Origin of the sequence: Bacillus kalamii (assembly GCF_047238185.1) — a bacterium.
Lineage (GTDB): Bacteria > Bacillota > Bacilli > Bacillales > DSM-1321 > Bacillus_AD.
The window spans coordinates 732410-749599 of the sequence record NZ_JBDFMI010000001.1 but is presented as its reverse complement, the minus strand read 5'-3'; the positions used below and the strand labels follow the sequence as shown (position 1 = coordinate 749599).

The 17190-nt window shown below is 43.7% G+C and carries 16 protein-coding genes, 1 other RNA gene and 1 other annotated feature; of the genes, 1 reads left to right on the top strand and 16 read right to left on the bottom strand.

The window, feature by feature from the left end:
• Positions 1 to 77 precede the first annotated feature (77 nt).
• The 15 genes from ABC357_RS03735 to ABC357_RS03665 form a co-directional block, all read right to left on the bottom strand.
• The gene (locus ABC357_RS03735) at positions 78 to 209 is read right to left on the bottom strand and encodes a DUF3918 family protein (RefSeq protein ID WP_412886209.1); all 132 of its coding nucleotides are present in this window, start codon (positions 207 to 209) and stop codon (positions 78 to 80) included.
• A gap of 148 nt (positions 210 to 357) precedes the next feature.
• Positions 358 to 549, bottom strand: coding sequence for a hypothetical protein (locus ABC357_RS03730; RefSeq protein WP_412888565.1), 192 nt, complete (start codon positions 547 to 549; stop codon positions 358 to 360).
• Positions 550 to 560: 11 nt separating this feature from the next.
• The gene (locus ABC357_RS03725; RefSeq protein WP_412886208.1) at positions 561 to 1028 is read right to left on the bottom strand and encodes a PRC-barrel domain-containing protein; all 468 of its coding nucleotides are present in this window, start codon (positions 1026 to 1028) and stop codon (positions 561 to 563) included.
• Positions 1029 to 1178: 150 nt separating this feature from the next.
• Complete coding sequence (recD2, locus tag ABC357_RS03720; protein WP_412888564.1) at positions 1179 to 3560, bottom strand: SF1B family DNA helicase RecD2; 2382 nt, start codon at positions 3558 to 3560, stop codon at positions 1179 to 1181.
• A gap of 70 nt (positions 3561 to 3630) precedes the next feature.
• Complete coding sequence (locus tag ABC357_RS03715; protein WP_412886207.1) at positions 3631 to 4293, bottom strand: tetratricopeptide repeat protein; 663 nt, start codon at positions 4291 to 4293, stop codon at positions 3631 to 3633.
• A 132-nt stretch (positions 4294 to 4425) separates the two neighbouring features.
• Positions 4426 to 5541, bottom strand: a complete 1116-nt coding sequence (mnmA, locus tag ABC357_RS03710) for a tRNA 2-thiouridine(34) synthase MnmA (protein WP_412886206.1) — start codon at positions 5539 to 5541, stop codon at positions 4426 to 4428.
• 22 nt (positions 5542 to 5563) lie between these two features.
• The gene (locus tag ABC357_RS03705) at positions 5564 to 6706 is read right to left on the bottom strand and encodes a cysteine desulfurase family protein (protein WP_412886205.1); all 1143 of its coding nucleotides are present in this window, start codon (positions 6704 to 6706) and stop codon (positions 5564 to 5566) included.
• Between the two features lie 57 nt (positions 6707 to 6763).
• Complete coding sequence (cymR, locus tag ABC357_RS03700; RefSeq protein ID WP_412886204.1) at positions 6764 to 7183, bottom strand: cysteine metabolism transcriptional regulator CymR; 420 nt, start codon at positions 7181 to 7183, stop codon at positions 6764 to 6766.
• A 345-nt stretch (positions 7184 to 7528) separates the two neighbouring features.
• Positions 7529 to 8872, bottom strand: coding sequence for a GDSL-type esterase/lipase family protein (locus ABC357_RS03695; RefSeq protein ID WP_412886203.1), 1344 nt, complete (start codon positions 8870 to 8872; stop codon positions 7529 to 7531).
• Positions 8873 to 9077: 205 nt separating this feature from the next.
• The gene (locus tag ABC357_RS03690; protein ID WP_412886202.1) at positions 9078 to 10355 is read right to left on the bottom strand and encodes a replication-associated recombination protein A; all 1278 of its coding nucleotides are present in this window, start codon (positions 10353 to 10355) and stop codon (positions 9078 to 9080) included.
• 27 nt (positions 10356 to 10382) lie between these two features.
• Positions 10383 to 11159 carry a tRNA threonylcarbamoyladenosine dehydratase gene (locus tag ABC357_RS03685; RefSeq protein ID WP_412886201.1) on the bottom strand — a complete coding sequence of 259 codons (777 nt, stop codon included), beginning with the start codon at positions 11157 to 11159 and terminating at the stop codon, positions 10383 to 10385.
• Positions 11160 to 11359: 200 nt separating this feature from the next.
• A non-coding RNA gene (ssrS, locus tag ABC357_RS03680) (6S RNA) lies at positions 11360 to 11549 on the bottom strand.
• A gap of 62 nt (positions 11550 to 11611) precedes the next feature.
• Positions 11612 to 13387 carry an aspartate--tRNA ligase gene (aspS, locus tag ABC357_RS03675; protein WP_412886200.1) on the bottom strand — a complete coding sequence of 592 codons (1776 nt, stop codon included), beginning with the start codon at positions 13385 to 13387 and terminating at the stop codon, positions 11612 to 11614.
• Between the two features lie 14 nt (positions 13388 to 13401).
• On the bottom strand, positions 13402 to 14673 hold the full coding sequence (gene hisS, locus ABC357_RS03670) for a histidine--tRNA ligase (protein ID WP_412886199.1): 1272 nt from the start codon (positions 14671 to 14673) through the stop codon (positions 13402 to 13404).
• 78 nt (positions 14674 to 14751) lie between these two features.
• Positions 14752 to 14989 (bottom strand) — a binding site (T-box leader).
• Between the two features lie 132 nt (positions 14990 to 15121).
• Positions 15122 to 15298, bottom strand: a complete 177-nt coding sequence (locus ABC357_RS03665) for a hypothetical protein (protein ID WP_412886198.1) — start codon at positions 15296 to 15298, stop codon at positions 15122 to 15124.
• 109 nt (positions 15299 to 15407) lie between these two features.
• Here ABC357_RS03665 and ABC357_RS03660 point away from each other — a divergent pair, with 109 nt between their 5' ends.
• Positions 15408 to 16682 (top strand): N-acetylmuramoyl-L-alanine amidase family protein, encoded by a 1275-nt coding sequence (locus tag ABC357_RS03660; protein ID WP_412886197.1) that lies wholly within the window; start codon positions 15408 to 15410, stop codon positions 16680 to 16682.
• Between the two features lie 61 nt (positions 16683 to 16743).
• On the opposite strand, the gene dtd is transcribed toward ABC357_RS03660, so the two are convergent.
• Positions 16744 to 17181: a D-aminoacyl-tRNA deacylase gene (gene dtd / locus ABC357_RS03655; RefSeq protein ID WP_412886196.1), complete on the bottom strand. Its 438-nt coding sequence runs from the start codon at positions 17179 to 17181 to the stop codon at positions 16744 to 16746.
• Between the last annotated feature and the right edge of the window lie 9 nt (positions 17182 to 17190).

Sequence of the window (17190 nt, the reverse complement as noted above, 5' to 3'; positions counted from 1 at the left end):
AATCATCTTTCAGAGCAAAAAGAAAACCCAAAAAGGATTCTCCTTTTTGGGTTTCTTCTGCCTATATGAAAAAAGGGCTAGAAAAGCGATTTTACTTTTCTTTTCATTTTTCTCATAGACTTTTGGGAAAATTTCTTTGAGTTGATCATTGAAGCGGCAACCATGCCAGCCCCAAAGCCGACCATTGAAGAAATAGACATTTTGCCCATCACATACACCTCTTCCTTTTTCCGTGCATACACGGCTTCAGTCGAGAGCTAGCGATAACCGAATGGAGCTGCCGGTATGGAAGGGACTGGCCTTCTGCCCATTCAATGGCAGAGCCGGCAAGGAAACCCCCTGTACACCTATCAGCCATCACATAGTATAGCGTCTGTCATCCTCGGAGAATAAATCGTCCAAGGAACTTAAACTGCCGTCTTCCTCCACTTGATGTGTATTGATTATTCCTTTGGAAACGGACATTTCGATCAAACAATTCCAGCAGTAATATTGGTTTACACCAATTTTACCGATATCTTTACTTCCACAATTGGGACATTTCATTATGGGAAAGCACCTCATTTTTCAAGAGTTGAAATTATGATGGCATCTTTCCCTAATGTTGGAGGCTTTCGCACATGAATAAGCTGTTTTCCGTCTCTCAAATCGGAGAAGAAACCATTGGAAATTTCATATGCTACGATTGTTCCCAGTTGCTCCGTAAAGTATACATCTTCCAATAATCCCATTTCTTCGCCATAATCATTAATGATTTTTTTACCGGTTAAGTCTCGCTGATGTCGAAGAGTATATACTTGGTCATGGCTATACGGGATCAAGGATTCAGTCTTGGCAGTTAATCCGTCCCCGCCAAAGGAAAGGACATCGCATAAAGGGAGAAGCCTTGCTTTCTTAAAAAGGGAATCCATGTCCATGAGCAGGCCCTTTACAGAGCCGCCATCGGATATCACTAAATCTGATACGTGCCCGATGATTGTTCCATTGTCATACACAGGCATCCCCTTCAGTAAAGAGAGTGTTCGCAAAGTACACCCCGCCTTTCCGAACATTACTATTTTGGCCGTTTCCCTTGCAATTATAATGACGTTTCATTACCATCTATGGAACTTTGTGGTGGGCTTTCGTGAGCGCAAAAAAATAGGAAAGGCTTTATACTCTGTGCCTTTCCGTATACATTAAGATATTTTTTCTTGATCCATGAAATCGAATGGAGTCAGGCTACCCATTCCGATCATCGGATTGATACTCATCATATCACTATAAATATCCACACCGGCAACCGGCAATTCATTGTTTTCTTCCTCATCCTGCCTCTCTGCTTCCATCAAAATGATAGAGCGCAGATTCTGTTGGAGAGTTGTATTGCGATCATGGTCCTGAGTACGCTCAACTCCGGTCCTGAGGGCTTCTTCTTCACCGCAAAGAATCAAGAATTGTTTACTTCTTGTAATCGCCGTATAAATTAATTTTCTTCTCAGCATGCGGTAGTAGCTTTTTACAACCGGCAGGATGACAATAGGAAACTCACTGCCCTGCGATTTATGGATCGAACAACAATATGCATGGGTAATTTGTGTAAGATCCTGCTTGGTGTAGGTGACTTCAATTCCATCAAAGGAAACGTAGACAAGATCTTGTTTTTCTGTATTCTCCTTTGCAAAAGAAATAGATATGATTTCACCCATATCGCCATTAAAAACATTGCTCTCGGGCTGATTGACCAATTGAAGGACCTTATCCCCGACACGGTAAACAACATCTCCAAACGGCATCTCCCTGCGTGTACCATCTTCATTTGGATTATATATATCCTGAATAAGTTTATTTAGGGCATCAATGCCGGCTGGCCCTCTATACATAGGTGCCAGCACTTGAAGGTCCTTTGCTTTATATCCTTTATTTTTGGCATTTCTGACAACTTGTTCAACGACATCCATGATCTGGCTTGTACGGCAGGAGAAAAAGGAACGGTCCTTTTGTTGGGTGGTGATATTGGCCGGAAGTCGCCCTTTTTTAATTTCATGCGCCAATTCTATGATAGAAGAACCGTCTGCTTGTCGGTAAATACTCTCCAACCTTATAGTCGGAATGCACCCTGATTCTAGAAGGTCCTTCAAAACTTGCCCTGGCCCCACCGATGGAAGCTGATCTTCATCACCAACAAATATGACCTGCACATGCTTCGGCAAAGCCTTCAAAAGCTGATGCGCAAGCCACGTATCAACCATTGAGACTTCATCAATAATGACAATCCTGCCCTCAATCGGATTTTCTTCATCATAGCTAAAGCCTTCACTCCCATTCCAGCCGAGCAAACGATGGATGGTGACAGCCGGCAAACCGGTCGATTCAGTCATCCGTTTGGCGGCGCGGCCTGTAGGAGCAGCAAGAACAAAGGGAAAAGGATCATTATCCTTGTAAGCATGAGGGTCCATGCTTACGCCATGAAGCTCGCTGTATAGTTCAACAATCCCTTTTATGACCGTCGTTTTCCCTGTACCCGGGCCGCCGGTCAAAAGCATCATTGGAGACATCAGCGCTGTTTCAATCGCTTCTTTTTGGGCTGATGCATACTCGACTTCAAGCCTTTCCTCCAATTCTCCCAAAGCCAAAAGGAATTCCGACTTTGGAAATGCTTCTTCATATTCAGTCTGTTCAAGAATCCGTTTTATATTGGTTGCTATCCCTCTTTCGGAGAAATAAAGGGATGGCGAATAGATACGCTTCTCTTCAATGATGACCTTCTTTTCCTCAGCCAGTTCAATTAACTCGCTTGAGATGGATTGAAAATCGATTACATCCCTTTTATTTCCTTCCAGCAGTTCTTGCACTTTCTGCAGAAGCTCCTCAGCCTCTACAAATACATGCCCTTCCTGCTGGCATTGGGTCTCAATCGTATATAAGCAGCCCGCTTTGATCCTGTCACTATGGCTGCCGCTGATCCCCAGTTGAAAACCAAGTTCATCCGCACGCCCAAATCCAATTCCATCGATATCCTCCACCAGCTTATACGGATTGCTTTGGATAATGCTTAACGTATCCTGCTTATACATTTGATAGATTCTCATGGACAGCTGTGGGCCGAAACCATATTGATTCAACGCAATCATTACTTGTTCTAGGCCCTGATGTTCAACAAGCGTATCATAGATTGATTTCGCTTTTTCGGGAGAGAGCTTTGGGACTGAATCAAGAAGAGAGGGCGTCGCTAATATCTTTGAAATGGCGTTTTCACCGATCGTTTCCACTATACTTTCAGCTGTTTTTTTCCCGATGCCATGAAAAAGGCTGCTCGACAAATAACTGACTATGCCTTCCTTTGTCTGGGGCAGGTCCTTTTGGAATTGGTCAACAGCAAACTGCATGCCGAATTTCGGATGATCTTTTAGCTTCCCGTAGAATATATACGTCTCATGTTCGTGGATCTGAGGAAAATACCCTACGATCACTGCTTCTTTTTCATCATATGGGGCATTCGTTTCATCAACTCGGATCCGGACAACAGAATATAGATTTTGCTCATTATGGAAGATAGTGACAAGATGCCTTCCTTTCATAAACAACTTTTTCGGTTCATCGAATAATTCCAGTTCGTTCTGCTGCACCGTTATCCCCTCCTCTGGCCGTTTACTGGTTTAAATATTGTTCCATTACATTTTTTCCATTCGCTGCCAAAACATGGTCCTTTTGTATCTCTAATGCTTTTGTGAAATAGTCTAATGCTTTTTCGGCATCTTCTTTGTAACCGGCATAGGCTACTCCTAAATTATAATAAGCATCTGCATGTTTTGGATCCTGCTCCACTACTTTATTGAATTGGTCGATCGCTTCTTCAACCATTTCTTCCCCTGCCATGCACAGGGCATATTGGAAACGTGCATCGCTGTCATCAGGGTTCAGTTCAATGCTTCGTTGCAGGTAAGGAAGGGCCAGCCTAGGCTGGTCCAATTGCAGCAGGGTCATTCCAAGCATAAAGTATCCATCACTGTTTTCCAGCCCAGCCCGGATTGCCTTTTCAAGAAAGTCCTTCGCTTCCCTATATTGTTCGCTTTCATAATATAGATTGCCAAGTGCGTAATAGGCAGCACCTGCATTAGCGTCTATAGTCAGTGCTTTTTTGAAAAAATTAACGGCTTTTTCCCGTTCTCCGACAGCTGTCAGGACATTGCCGAAATTGATATAAGAAACAGCATCATTCGGGTTTTCTTCAATCGCTTCAGAAAACGCTTTTACCGCTTCCTCCCATTTTCCTTCCTGCATGCATTGGATTCCATATTCATTCTTAGTCATATTGTTCACGCTCCATTTTCTATTCCAAAAGTATACCATATACATACCGGACATTTAAAATGCATGCCGCAGGATCCTTTGCTCAAAAAATCCTCAGCCCGCAAAGGAGCTGAGGATTTGTAAAAGATGCCATTAGCCTACATACGTCAATTGCTCGCCATTTTTAAACACTTTATCGATTGTGCCTCCGCCAAGGCATTCTTCCCCATCGTAGAAGACAACCGCCTGACCCGGAGTGATCGCACGTACAGGTTCATCAAAAATGACCTCTGCACGCTGTCCTTCCAAGATTCTGACTGTTACACCGCTATCCGTTTGGCGGTAGCGGAATTTAGCCGTGCATTTGAACTCAGAAGGCTTTTCACGATCAGAAACCCAGCTGATGTGGTCTGCTTCTAATGAAGTAGAATACAAGGAGTCATGGTGGAAACCTTGTTCAACATACAGCACATTCCGTTTGAGGTCTTTCCCCACAGCAAACCACGGCTCACCGCTTCCACCGATACCCAGTCCATGGCGTTGGCCGATTGTGTGGTACATCAAACCGTCATGCTTTCCTTTTATGTCGCCTTCCATCGTTTCCATATTGCCAGGCTGTGCCGGCAAATAACTTCCAAGGAATTCTTTGAAATTACGTTCCCCGATGAAGCATATACCTGTTGAGTCTTTCTTTTTTGCTGTAGCAAGCCCTGCTTCAGCTGCGATTTCCCTTACTTTTGTCTTAGGCAAATGCCCTAGAGGAAACATGACTTTCTCCAATTGTTTTTGCGTCAATTGGTTCAAGAAATACGTTTGGTCCTTGTTATCGTCAATGCCGCGAAGCATTTTATATTCGCCGTCCCGGTATTCTACCTGTGCATAATGGCCAGTAGCCAAGTAATCTGCCCCAAGATTCATCGCATGCTCAAGGAACGCTTTGAACTTAATTTCCTTGTTGCACATGACATCCGGATTAGGGGTTCTCCCTGAACGGTATTCATCAAGGAAGTAGGTGAATACTTTGTCCCAATATTGCTTTTCGAAATTAACCCCATAATAGGGAATGCCAATTTGTTCGCAAACTTTCATTACATCTTCATAATCTTCCGTAGCTGTGCAGACTCCATTTTCATCTGTATCATCCCAGTTCTTCATGAAGATGCCAACTACATCATATCCTTGCTGCTTCAGAAGCAAAGCAGCTACGGAGGAATCCACTCCTCCTGACATACCAACCACAACACGGGTGTCTTTTGGTGATTTTGTCATGCCTTCACCCCATTTAAAATTCTTATTTAGTCAAACGTTTTATAATATCCGCAGTTACAGCGGCGGCTTTTACTATTTGCTCTTCCGTATTATTCATCCCGAAGCTGAATCGGATAGAATTTGTGATTTTATCATCCTCTTTCCCGAACATAGCAACGAGCACATGGGAAGGATTGATTGATCCGGCGGTACAAGCAGAGCCGCTTGATGCTGCAATGCCTGCCAAATCAAGGTTTGCCAACAATGCTTCTACATGTGCACCCGGAAAGGAAAGATTGCATATATGGGGCAGAGAATGCTCTGTTGCTCCATTCCGTTCAAAATCAATTCCTCGTTCCAGCAATACGCGACAGAATGTTTCTTTTAGATTCGCCAGTTCTTTCTGCTTTTCGCCCATTTTTTCCTGGACAATACTTGCAGCCTTAGCAAATCCAGCAATGGCAGGGACATTTTCTGTGCCTGCGCGCCGTTTCTTTTCCTGCTCTCCACCGTAAAGAACAGGCTGAAGCGCTATACCTTCCCTGCAGTACAAAAAGCCGACGCCCTTAGGTCCATTTATTTTATGTGAAGAAGTAGATAACAAATCAATCTTCATGCTATCCACAGATATTGGTTCGACACCGTACGCCTGAACCGCATCAGTATGGAAATAAGCATTCGTTCCATCGACTATTTCACTTATTTGTTTTATATCCTGTATCGTCCCTACTTCATTATTCCCATACATAATCGACACTAAAATTGTGTCTTCACGCAAAGCTTTTTTCAGCTCATCCAAAGAGATGCGCCCTTCGCGGTCCACTGATAAATATGTCACGTCAAAGCCTTGTTGTTTTAGATAGTCAAACGTATGCAAAACAGCATGATGTTCTATGACAGAAGTGATGACATGCTTCCCTTGCCCAGCCCTTGCTTTCGCAACGCCGACAATCGCCTGATTATCTGCTTCTGTGCCGCCGCTTGTAAAAATAATTTCATTTTCTTTGGCACCGATTGAATGAGCCAGTGTTTTCCGGGCGTCGTTGACTATTTTTCGCGCATCCCTGCCAAAAGAGTGGATGCTTGATGGATTTCCAAATGTTTGTTCCATCACTGTCATCACTTCTCGTACAACATCTTGATGTACGGGAGTAGTGGCAGCATGGTCAAGATAAATTCTTTCCACTACCTTTCCTCCTCGTTCCATTACGTTCACTCTTATACCTGTTCTAGGATGGATGAATTAAATATAAAACATATAAGATCCTGGAGCATTATCATCATTATAATTCGCCAAATCTTCCAATGATGTTTTATCCAGGACATCCTTTACAGCATCGCTGATACGCTGCCATAGCTCCCTTTTTGCAGGCTCTTCATTCTCTAATCCTTCTACGATTGAAATAGGGCCTTCCAATACGCGAATGACATCGCCAGACGTGATTTGGTTCGGTTCCTTTGCCAACACGTATCCGCCATAAGCGCCTCTAATGCTTTTAACTAAACCGGCATTCCGAAGCGGAGCGATTAATTGCTCCAAATAATGCTCTGATAAATCGTTGTTTTGAGCGATTAGCTTCAATGATGTCGGGCCCTCGCCATGCTTTTTTGCCAATTCGATCATAATGGTTAACCCATAACGCCCTTTTGTAGAAATTTTCATATCGTACACCTCTATTTTCAAAATCCTTTTCGGACGATTCCATCACAGATTATTGAAGTGAGCAAAAATAGATACACTGCCACTGAAGATAGTAATCTTGTTCCGAATGAGGGTTTGCCTTTCTATAAAAAAAATCCATCCGAATACTTGTCCAATGGAAAATTAACTTTTGAAATTATAGCATACATATACTGCCTATGCATATATTCTTTCATTATACAGCATTCTAGCATAGTTCAAACCCTTTCGACTTCAAATAAAATGTGGTATTGCATTTATTTAATAGAAAAACCCTCTCCAGCTGCAAGAAGCAGGCAGAAAGGGCTTTTTCATTCCAAAATGACTCTATTGAACCATTCCTTGTTTTTGCATCGCTCTGTATGCAACGGCTGCAAACTGAGCTCTTGTCGTTTTACTGTATAAATCAAATTTTCCTGCAGAGCCGAGCATTAACCCGTTCGTAGCTACTGCTTGTACACTGTTATAGCCCCAATACGTTTTAGGTACGTCTTTAAATACTGCTAATTTCCCGCTTGCCTTCAACTGATAGGCAGAGCTTATAACCTTCGCTAATTGGATCCTTTGCAGAGCAGCATCCGGATTGAAGGCAGGCGCTTTGGCAAATACGCCCATTTCCGTCAGCTTGGCAATAGCCATGTAGGCAGGATGCGATTCTGGAACATCGCTGAATCCGGGATTGGCCGGGACTTTTTTATCCGTCATCATTGACTTGAAAACGACCGCAGCCACTTCCGCTCTAGTAATCGGCTTATCAGGATACATTTTTCCGTTTTCGTCAACAGCCATCAACATATGGTCAGCCATATATTGCAGTTCTTTTGCCGCCCAGCTTGTTTGGATATCGACAGGCTTGGCCGGTGTTGGCTCCGGATCAGGTGTCGGCGCAGGTTCCAATTGCTTGGATAACTGCTCCAACAATGCTTCGCTCATCAGTTTATAGCCGGCTGCATTCGGATGGATGCTCTTTGGGTTTGGAAGATAAGGTTTTGTATCATCTCCGAATTTGCTATAGACGTCAACAAAATGGGCGCCATTTAAAGTTGCCAGGCCTTTGATCAACTCATTCAGCCCTTTTTCGAGCTTAATGATCTCAGGTTTTTGCTGATCACTCATGTATGGGTAGGGAAAATAATACCCCATGACATAAACCGAAGCAGACGGATTCAATTCCTTGATCTTTTTCAGGATGGCCGTATAGTTCGCTGTTATGGTTGACATAAGAGGGACAAGCTTAGATGAATCATATTCCAGCATCCCTGTTGACTCATTCATTTTTCCTAAAGCCAACAAATCATTCGCACCGGCGGATAAAGTGATTAATTGGGCTTTCTTCACTTCATCCTGGATGTTGGCATTTGTTTTTGGATCGCTTTTATTATTGTTTAAATCGTTTAAAACCTTTTCTGTCGTATAGCCAGGCACTGCAAATGCCTTTGAATATGTTCCCAAAAGGTTCTTGTCCTTCAGGTATTTGGCTGTCAAATCAGAAAAGCCATTGTCATCCACTTTATTGTCGGAATTCATTCCTGCTGCCAAAGAATCTCCTAAAGAAACATAGTTGATTGTTTTCGCCGCGCTGTCTGCTGCAGCGGCCGGACTTGCCATCAATCCGATCATAAGGGCTAGCATTAAGGCAAAACTGACGAGCTTTTTCGAAACTTGCTTCATACTTTCACTCTCCCAATTCTTTTTTCCGTATCTATCTGTAGAAATCTAGGAGTATATGAATCTGCCAAATACCGTAAAACATCTCTTCACACAAAAAAGGCGCACGATTGCAGCAAAAAGAGCAATGATGTCGCCTACTTGTAAAATAGTTATTTTATGGTATTTTCCCAATTTTAACACAAATACTGATTAACGTGCAATAAGGCTAGGATTGATTACGCAAATCTTCAAGACGCTGGTGGATAAGCGATAATTTCTTTTCTTCACCAGCATTTTTCGGTTCATAATATTTACGCTCCTTCAGTTCGTCCGGCAAGTACTGCTGTTTTACCCATCCGTTCGGATAGTCATGCGGATATTTGTAACCAATGCCATGGCCAAGATCTTTAGCTCCCTGGTAATGGGCATCCCGCAAATGGTCAGGTATGGATAAGCCCCGGCCTTTTCGCACATCGGCGATTGCAGCATCAAGTGCTTTATAAGCAGAATTTGATTTAGCGGATAAACAGAGCTCGATAGTGATGCTCGCCAAAGGAATTCGCGCCTCCGGAAGCCCAAGCCGTTCAACAGTCTGGATGGCTGTCAGCACCCTTGCGCTTACTTCCGGATTGGCGAGCCCGATATCTTCATAACCGATTACCAATAATCTCCGGCATATTGCCGGAAGGTCACCGCCCTCAAGCAAGCGCGCCAAATAATGCAATGCTGCGTCAGTATCGCTTCCCCTAATGCTTTTCTGGAAACTCGAAAGAAGGGAATAGTAGATATCCCCCTTTTTATCATGGGTGAATCCTTTATTTTCAATGCTTTGCTTAACTGTTTTTTCCTCGACTATGACTGTGCCCTGCTCATTTCGATCAGAAGCCATTACGATATCTTCCAGCAGGTTCAAGGCAGTCCGCCCGTCACTAGTTGTCTGCGAAATCAAATCGATCAATTCATCAGGAAACTCAATAGAGGTTTTTCCTAATCCTTTATCGCCGTCCTCGAGAGCTCTGCGGATTAAGACTGATATATCCGCCTCAGTCAAGGGCTTCAATTGCTTGATTTGCCCGCAGCGTGAACGGATGGCGCCATTTACGCTATGAAAAGGATTTTCAGTAGTTGCTCCGATGAGGACAAATACGCCTTCTTCCAGAGCCTTAAGCAATGAATCCTGCTGGCTTTTATTGAATCGGTGGATTTCATCCAGGAAAAGGATCGCATTCCTTGTCATTCTTGCCTCTTCAATGACTTGCTCCACATCTTTCTTTCCTGCCGTCACAGCATTCAAGGCGTAAAAATCCTTCTTCGTACTGCCTGCTATGGCATAAGCAAGCGATGTTTTTCCCGTCCCGGGTTCTCCATAAAAGAGCATGGAAGGGACATGGCCATTCTTTATCATTTTATGCAGTGCAGAATCGGGCCCGATAATATGCTGTTGTCCGACTACCTCTTCAATCCTTGCTGGTCTCATCCGGTGCGATAACGGTTCCTGGTACATAATATCAAACCTCCTTCTAAACTTTCATTATTGTTCCTTTTTCTCATCGCTCATTCGCGTAATGTTTACATCGCTCACTATTTCCCTCACTACCCAACTGGCTGCAATCAACCCTGCAACAGAAGGAACGAAGGCATTTGAGGAAGGAGGCATTTTCGCTTTTCTGATTTCAGCCTCATCGTTGCCGACTTCCTTGCGCACGTCTTCACGGATGACAATAGGGCTTTCATCAGAAAAGACAACGGTGATTCCTTTTTTGATTCCCTCTTTCCGAAGCCGTGTCCGGATCACCTTCGCCAATGGATCTGTGTGAGTCTTCGAAATATCCGTTATTTGGAATCGGGTAGGGTCCATTTTATTAGCCGCTCCCATACTCGAGATAATTGGGATATTGCGTTTCAAACATTCCTTCATCAAATGGATTTTATAAGAAATCGTATCAGACGCATCAATCACGTAATCAAGACCATAACTGAAAAATGTTTCGTACGTTTCTTCTGTATAAAACATCTTCAGGGAAATAACCTCGCAATCTGGATTAATATCGGCTATCCGTTCCTTCATCAAGTCGGCCTTGAACTGCCCGACTGTCGACAGCAAAGCATGCAATTGGCGGTTAACATTGGTGATATCCACATCATCTTTATCCACCAACAAAAGGCGGCCCACGCCAGAGCGTGCAAGCGCTTCTGCTGCATAAGAACCTACTCCTCCTACGCCGAGCACAGCTACTGTACTGTTTTTTAGCGCATCCAAACCTTCCTTGCCGATTGCCAATTCATTTCTAGAAAATTGATGTAACATATCTTTCAACTCCATTATTCGTAACTTTTCCGGATGTATCTGTCCGCTCCGGGAATATACGTTCTAATAACCATATGTATTCTCCATTATATACTAAACCCGGTACAGAACAAATAAAAACGGAGCACCTCCATTGTATGGAAAAGGTGCTCCGTCCGTAATTGAACAGTCTGTTCAATTGTCCAGTCGATTTAGTAGTAAGTAGTCCCGATCATGCCGTTTATCGCCTTCGTTTTGAACCCGCTCTCCGCAGGTGGGTGCTCGGTTCGCTGTTTCTGTAAGTCCACATGACGAGGCATTTACGCAACAGTGAAACTTGGGGCTCCCGTAACTATAAGTAAGTGTTCGGTCAAAACTTATAGGTGTAAGCAACGAACACATCAGGACTCTTACTTGTTGAATGTATCATATCATAGGATTTCTTCCTTTTTCAAGAAAAGCCATATAGGAAATTATTCCTTTTTTTCTCCTTTTAAAGAAAGCTTCAACTCATCCAATTGCGCTCCGCTTACTGGGCTTGGCGCATTTGTCAGCAAGCAGCTCGCACTTGCTGTTTTAGGGAATGCGATTGTATCGCGCAAATTACTTCTTCCTGCTAAAAGCATAACCAAGCGGTCAAGTCCTAGTGCAATTCCGCCGTGTGGAGGTGTTCCGTATTCAAAAGCATCCATCAGGAATCCGAATTGGGCTTTCGCTTCTTCAGGGCTGAAGCCAAGGACAGCAAACATTTTTTCCTGGATGTCTCTTTCGAATATACGCAATGAACCGCCACCTAATTCATAGCCATTTAGAACTAGGTCATATGCCTGGGCTCTTACGTGCTGCGGTTCTGTTTCAAGCTTGTCCAAATCTTCACGGAAAGGCATCGTGAATGGGTGATGGGCAGCGTAATAGCGGCCTTCTTCATCATCGTATTCAAGTAGCGGCCAATCAGTCACCCACAAGAAATTAAACTTGCTGTGATCGATCAAATCAAGTTCTTTTCCGAGTTTGGAGCGGAGAGCGCCAAGGGCATCTGCTACAATGCTCTTTTTATCGGCAACAAATAATAACAGATCTCCCTCATTTGCTTCTAAAGCAGCAATGATTTGCTCTGCGTCTTCACCGGCAAAGAATTTGGCGATAGGTCCCTTTAGGCCGTCGCTTTCCACCTTCATCCAAGCCAAACCTTTAGCTCCGTAAATAGAAGCGAATTCGCCTAGGGCATCAATGTCTTTTCGTGAATAGTTGGCTGCTGCACCTTTTACATTGATTGCTTTTACCTGGCCGCCGTTTTCTACTGCGCCGGCAAATACTTTAAAGCTTGAGTCTTTAACGATTTCGGACACATCGACCAATTCCAGGCCAAAACGGGTATCCGGCTTATCAGAGCCAAAGCGGCTCATCGCCTCTTGGTATTTCATGCGCGGCAGCGGCAATGACATCTCAACGCCTTTCACTTCTCTCATGACTTTCGACATCATCCGCTCTGTCATTTCCATAATATCATCCTGGCTTAAGAAGCTAGTCTCAATATCGATTTGAGTAAATTCCGGCTGGCGGTCGGCACGCAAATCCTCATCACGGAAACAGCGGGCAATTTGATAGTAACGTTCAAAGCCGGAAACCATCAATAGCTGTTTGAATAATTGCGGGCTTTGGGGAAGGGCGTAGAATTCACCTTCATGCACGCGGCTAGGGACTAAATAATCGCGTGCGCCTTCCGGAGTGCTGCCAGTAAGGATAGGCGTTTCAATATCAAGAAAGCCCTCGCTGTCCAAATAGTCGCGTACTGATTTTGTGATACGGTGGCGCATATTCAATGTTTCAAACATTGCTGGACGGCGAAGATCCAAATAACGGTATTTCAGACGAACCTCTTCAGACACTTCACTTTTGTCATCGATTGTGAATGGAGGCGTTTTTGCTTCATTGATAATTGTAACGTTCTCAGCCTTGATTTCAATTTTACCTGTTTTCAGGTTAGAGTTGACTGTTCCTTCCTCACGGGGAACAACAGTGCCTTCCACACTTAGCACAAATTCATTGCGGATTTTTTCTGCCTGCTCCAACGCTTCTTTTGAAACATCCGGATTAAAAACAACCTGTACCAATCCTGAACGGTCGCGCAAATCGATGAAAATCAATCCTCCAAGGTCGCGGCGCTTTTGTACCCAGCCTTTCAGCGTTACCTTTTCACCTATTGCTTTTTCTGACACTTCTCCACAAAAATACGTTCTGCCAAACATCCCTGTTTCCTCCCTTATTGTTGCTGTTTCTTTAATGTTGAAATCAAGCTGTCCAATGCCACTTCCTGCTGCTCGCCGGAATCCATATCCTTTAGCGTAATGGTTTTATTCAACAGCTCATCATCGCCCAAGACTGCAACATATCGTGCATTCGCGCGATCAGCTGCTTTAAACTGAGCTTTCACCTTGCGATTGTTGTAGTCCCGATCAGCAGAAAAGCCTTGAAGGCGCAAATCGTTTACCAGCTTTACGCTATAATCTTTGGCTGCATCACCCATTGCCACAACATACACATCCGTTTTTGACTCGATCGGAAGATTAATTCCTTCGGCATCAAGCGCTGCTATCAACCTCTCAATGCTCATCGCAAATCCGATTCCCGGTGTTTCCGGCCCTCCAAATTCTTCAACAAGGCCATTGTAGCGTCCGCCGCCGCAAAGCGTAGTAATCGCTCCGAACCCTTTAGCATCGCTCATAATTTCAAATGCTGTATGATTGTAATAATCCAGCCCGCGGACTAATGTTGAATCCACGGTATAAGCAATGTCCATTGAATCCAAATGTTGTAGTACCTTCTCAAAATAAGCTTTTGATTCGTCATTCAAATATTCTAAAATCGAAGGGGCATTTTTCATCAATTCATGGTCATGGTCCTTTTTGCAATCAAGAATCCGCAATGGATTTTTATGGAGGCGATTTTGGCAATCATGGCAAAACTCTCCGATGCGAGGCTCGAAATGCTGAACAAGTGCCTCACGGTGTTTAGTGCGGCTTTCTTGGTCGCCCAATGAATTAATGACAAGCTTTAATTCATTCAACCCCATACCTTTATACATATTCATTGCCAAACTGATAATCTCAGCATCGATTGATGGATCTGCACTTCCTAATGCCTCGGCGCCAAACTGGACAAATTGGCGGAAGCGGCCTGCCTGCGGACGTTCATAGCGGAACATCGGACCGTAATAGTATAGCTTGACAGGCTGTGTAGGCCAGCCGAACATTTTATTTTCCACAAAGGAGCGGACAACAGCAGCCGTTCCTTCCGGGCGTAACGTGATGCTTCGGTCGCCTCGGTCTTGGAAAGTATACATTTCTTTTTGGACAATATCTGTCGTTTCTCCGACACCGCGCTGAAACACCTCTGTGTGCTCAAAAATAGGGGTGCGGATTTCGTTGTATTGATATCTCTTGCATAAATCTCTTGAAACTTGTTCGATATATTGCCATATAGCGGATTGTTCAGGCAAAATATCCTGTGTTCCTCTCGGAATTTGCACATTCATGGAATGCTCCTCCTCCATCTGTATTTATAAGAAAAGGCGGACCACACAAAAAACTCCCGCCTCTTGTAAAACTTGTTTACAAGGGACGAGAGTTGTATTCCCGTGGTGCCACCCTAATTTAAAATGCTGACGCATTTCCTCCAAACAGTTAACGCCTGTCTACGTTCATCCCCTACTAAAAAGCTCAGGCTTTCGTTCAAGGCGAAACCTACGGAGTGTTCATTCATTAAGGACCGTTGTAGGAAAGCTTTCAGCCCATGGCCTTCCCTCTCTATACGCGGCAATCTTAACTACTGTTCTCCCTCATTGGTTTTGATGGATATGTAGTATTTTATTTTACTAATAATAATTGTCCAAACAAGTATTGTCAAGATGTTAAGCAAATATACTTCATTGCGGTAAAGTTATTTTTCGTTTTATTACATGTGGCGAACTATTGTATACTGGTTTAAGAGCGGCCCAACCTTTTTTTCAAATGTTTGACATCGCGCACATGCAGTCCGAACTCACTGGCCAGCTCAACCATATTGTTCGTTTGTTCCTTTTGGATGAAATCATGGAAATCCACTCCAAATATTTGATGATAGCCGCTTTGGGTATGATTGTTTTTATCGCTGAATTTCATTAGGACTAATCCTCCCGTTTGGATAGTTGTATTTCTATTAGCTTTACCCAAACGGCTCATTTGTTTCATGTAAATAGTAAAAATCACATAAAAAAGATTGGAGGACATAATGAAAACAATCCGTTTCCTCACAGTTGCAATAATGGCTGCCGGTTTGCTGTTTTCCGGCCACACTGCTTCAGCCAAAGAAAAAATCGCCATCAAAGATGGGAGCATTAACGCCCGCAGCGGGCCTGGAACTCAATATGAAAAAGTAGGCCGAGTGCATAAAGGCGATGAATTCTCCATCCTGCAAGAAGAACAAGGCTGGTACAAAGTAAAGCTGGATTCCGGAGAACTCGTATGGATTGCTTCATGGCTGACTGAAAAAGCAGAAGTACAAGATAAAGAAGAACCCAAAATGCCCTATGCCGAAATAACGGCTACAGAATTGGCCGTACGGAAACAACCATCTCTATCTGCGAAGAAAATGGGTTCAGTAAAAAAAGCCGATACATTTTCCATCCTGGATGAGAAAAACAACTGGTACCGCATTGAATACAAAAATGGAAAAAAAGGGTGGATACCGAGCTGGTTCTCTATAAAGATCTATAAACCGGAAGCAGTCATACATAAAGATAATGCCGTCAAGGCGACAATGGAGGATGCCCCTATCCGAGAAAAAGCCAATGCAAACGGAAGCATAAAAAAACTGGCTTCCAAAGGCGATACCTATGATCTTATTTCCATCAAAGGGGATTATTATAAAGTGAAAACCGGTTGGGGAAAAACAGGCTATGTGAGCAGCCGGTTAGCGTCCGTTTCCCGATCAGGCACGCCCGCCTACGCTTATGACCTAAGAGGCAAGGTCATTATTATCGATCCCGGACATGGCGGAAATGACAGCGGCACTACAGGAAAGGAAGGCACTCTAGAAAAAAATTTAACGCTGTCTTCGGCATTGTTGCTGAAAGAAAAATTGGAGCATTCCGGCGCAACCGTTTTACTGACAAGATCGGATGACAGATATATAGCCTTATCGGAGCGGACAAGCAAATCGTTTCTTTCAGAGGCAGATGCATTTCTCTCTCTGCATTATGACAGTGCCGAGCAGAACAACGTAAGAGGGATTACTCCGTATTATTATCATTCTTTCCAAAAACCGCTTGCCCAAGCGATTTACTCGAACTTGGAAGCACAGGAATCATTGAAGATAAGGGATAAACGTTTTGGCGATTACCATGTACTCCGCCAAAATAGCCAACCGGCGGTGCTGCTGGAACTTGGTTATCTCAGCAATATGGATGAGGAAGAACTGGTAACCTCCCCCCGTTATCAACATGATGCGGCTACAGCCATTTATAATGGCCTCGGCTCCTATTTAACCGGCACAAGGCTAAAATGACCGATTTGATCTCAGCCAGAAAAAAAGAAGAAACGCCTATAAAGTGGCATTTCTTCTTTTTTTATTTTTCAAGTATCAGTGTAACCGGTCCATCATTGACAAGCGATACATCCATCATCGCACCAAATATGCCTGTTTCTACACGAATACCTTTTTTGATTAATGATTCATTGAAATAATGATATAATTCCTGGGCAAGATCCGGTTTAGCGGCTCCCATAAAATTTGGCCTTCTGCCTTTCTGGCAATCCCCGTAAAGCGTAAATTGGGACACGGATAAAATATCCCCTCCCACATCGAGGAGGGAATGGTTCATTTTCCCCTCCCCATCTTCGAAGATACGCAAATTCACCACTTTATCAGCCAAAAAATCCGCTTTTTCTTTAGTGTCTTCATGGGTAACACCAACTAATAAAACAAGTCCCTTATCTATACTGCCGACCGTTTCATGGTCTACTGTAACAGATGCCTGCTTCGATCGCTGCAACACAATTTTCATATAGTACTC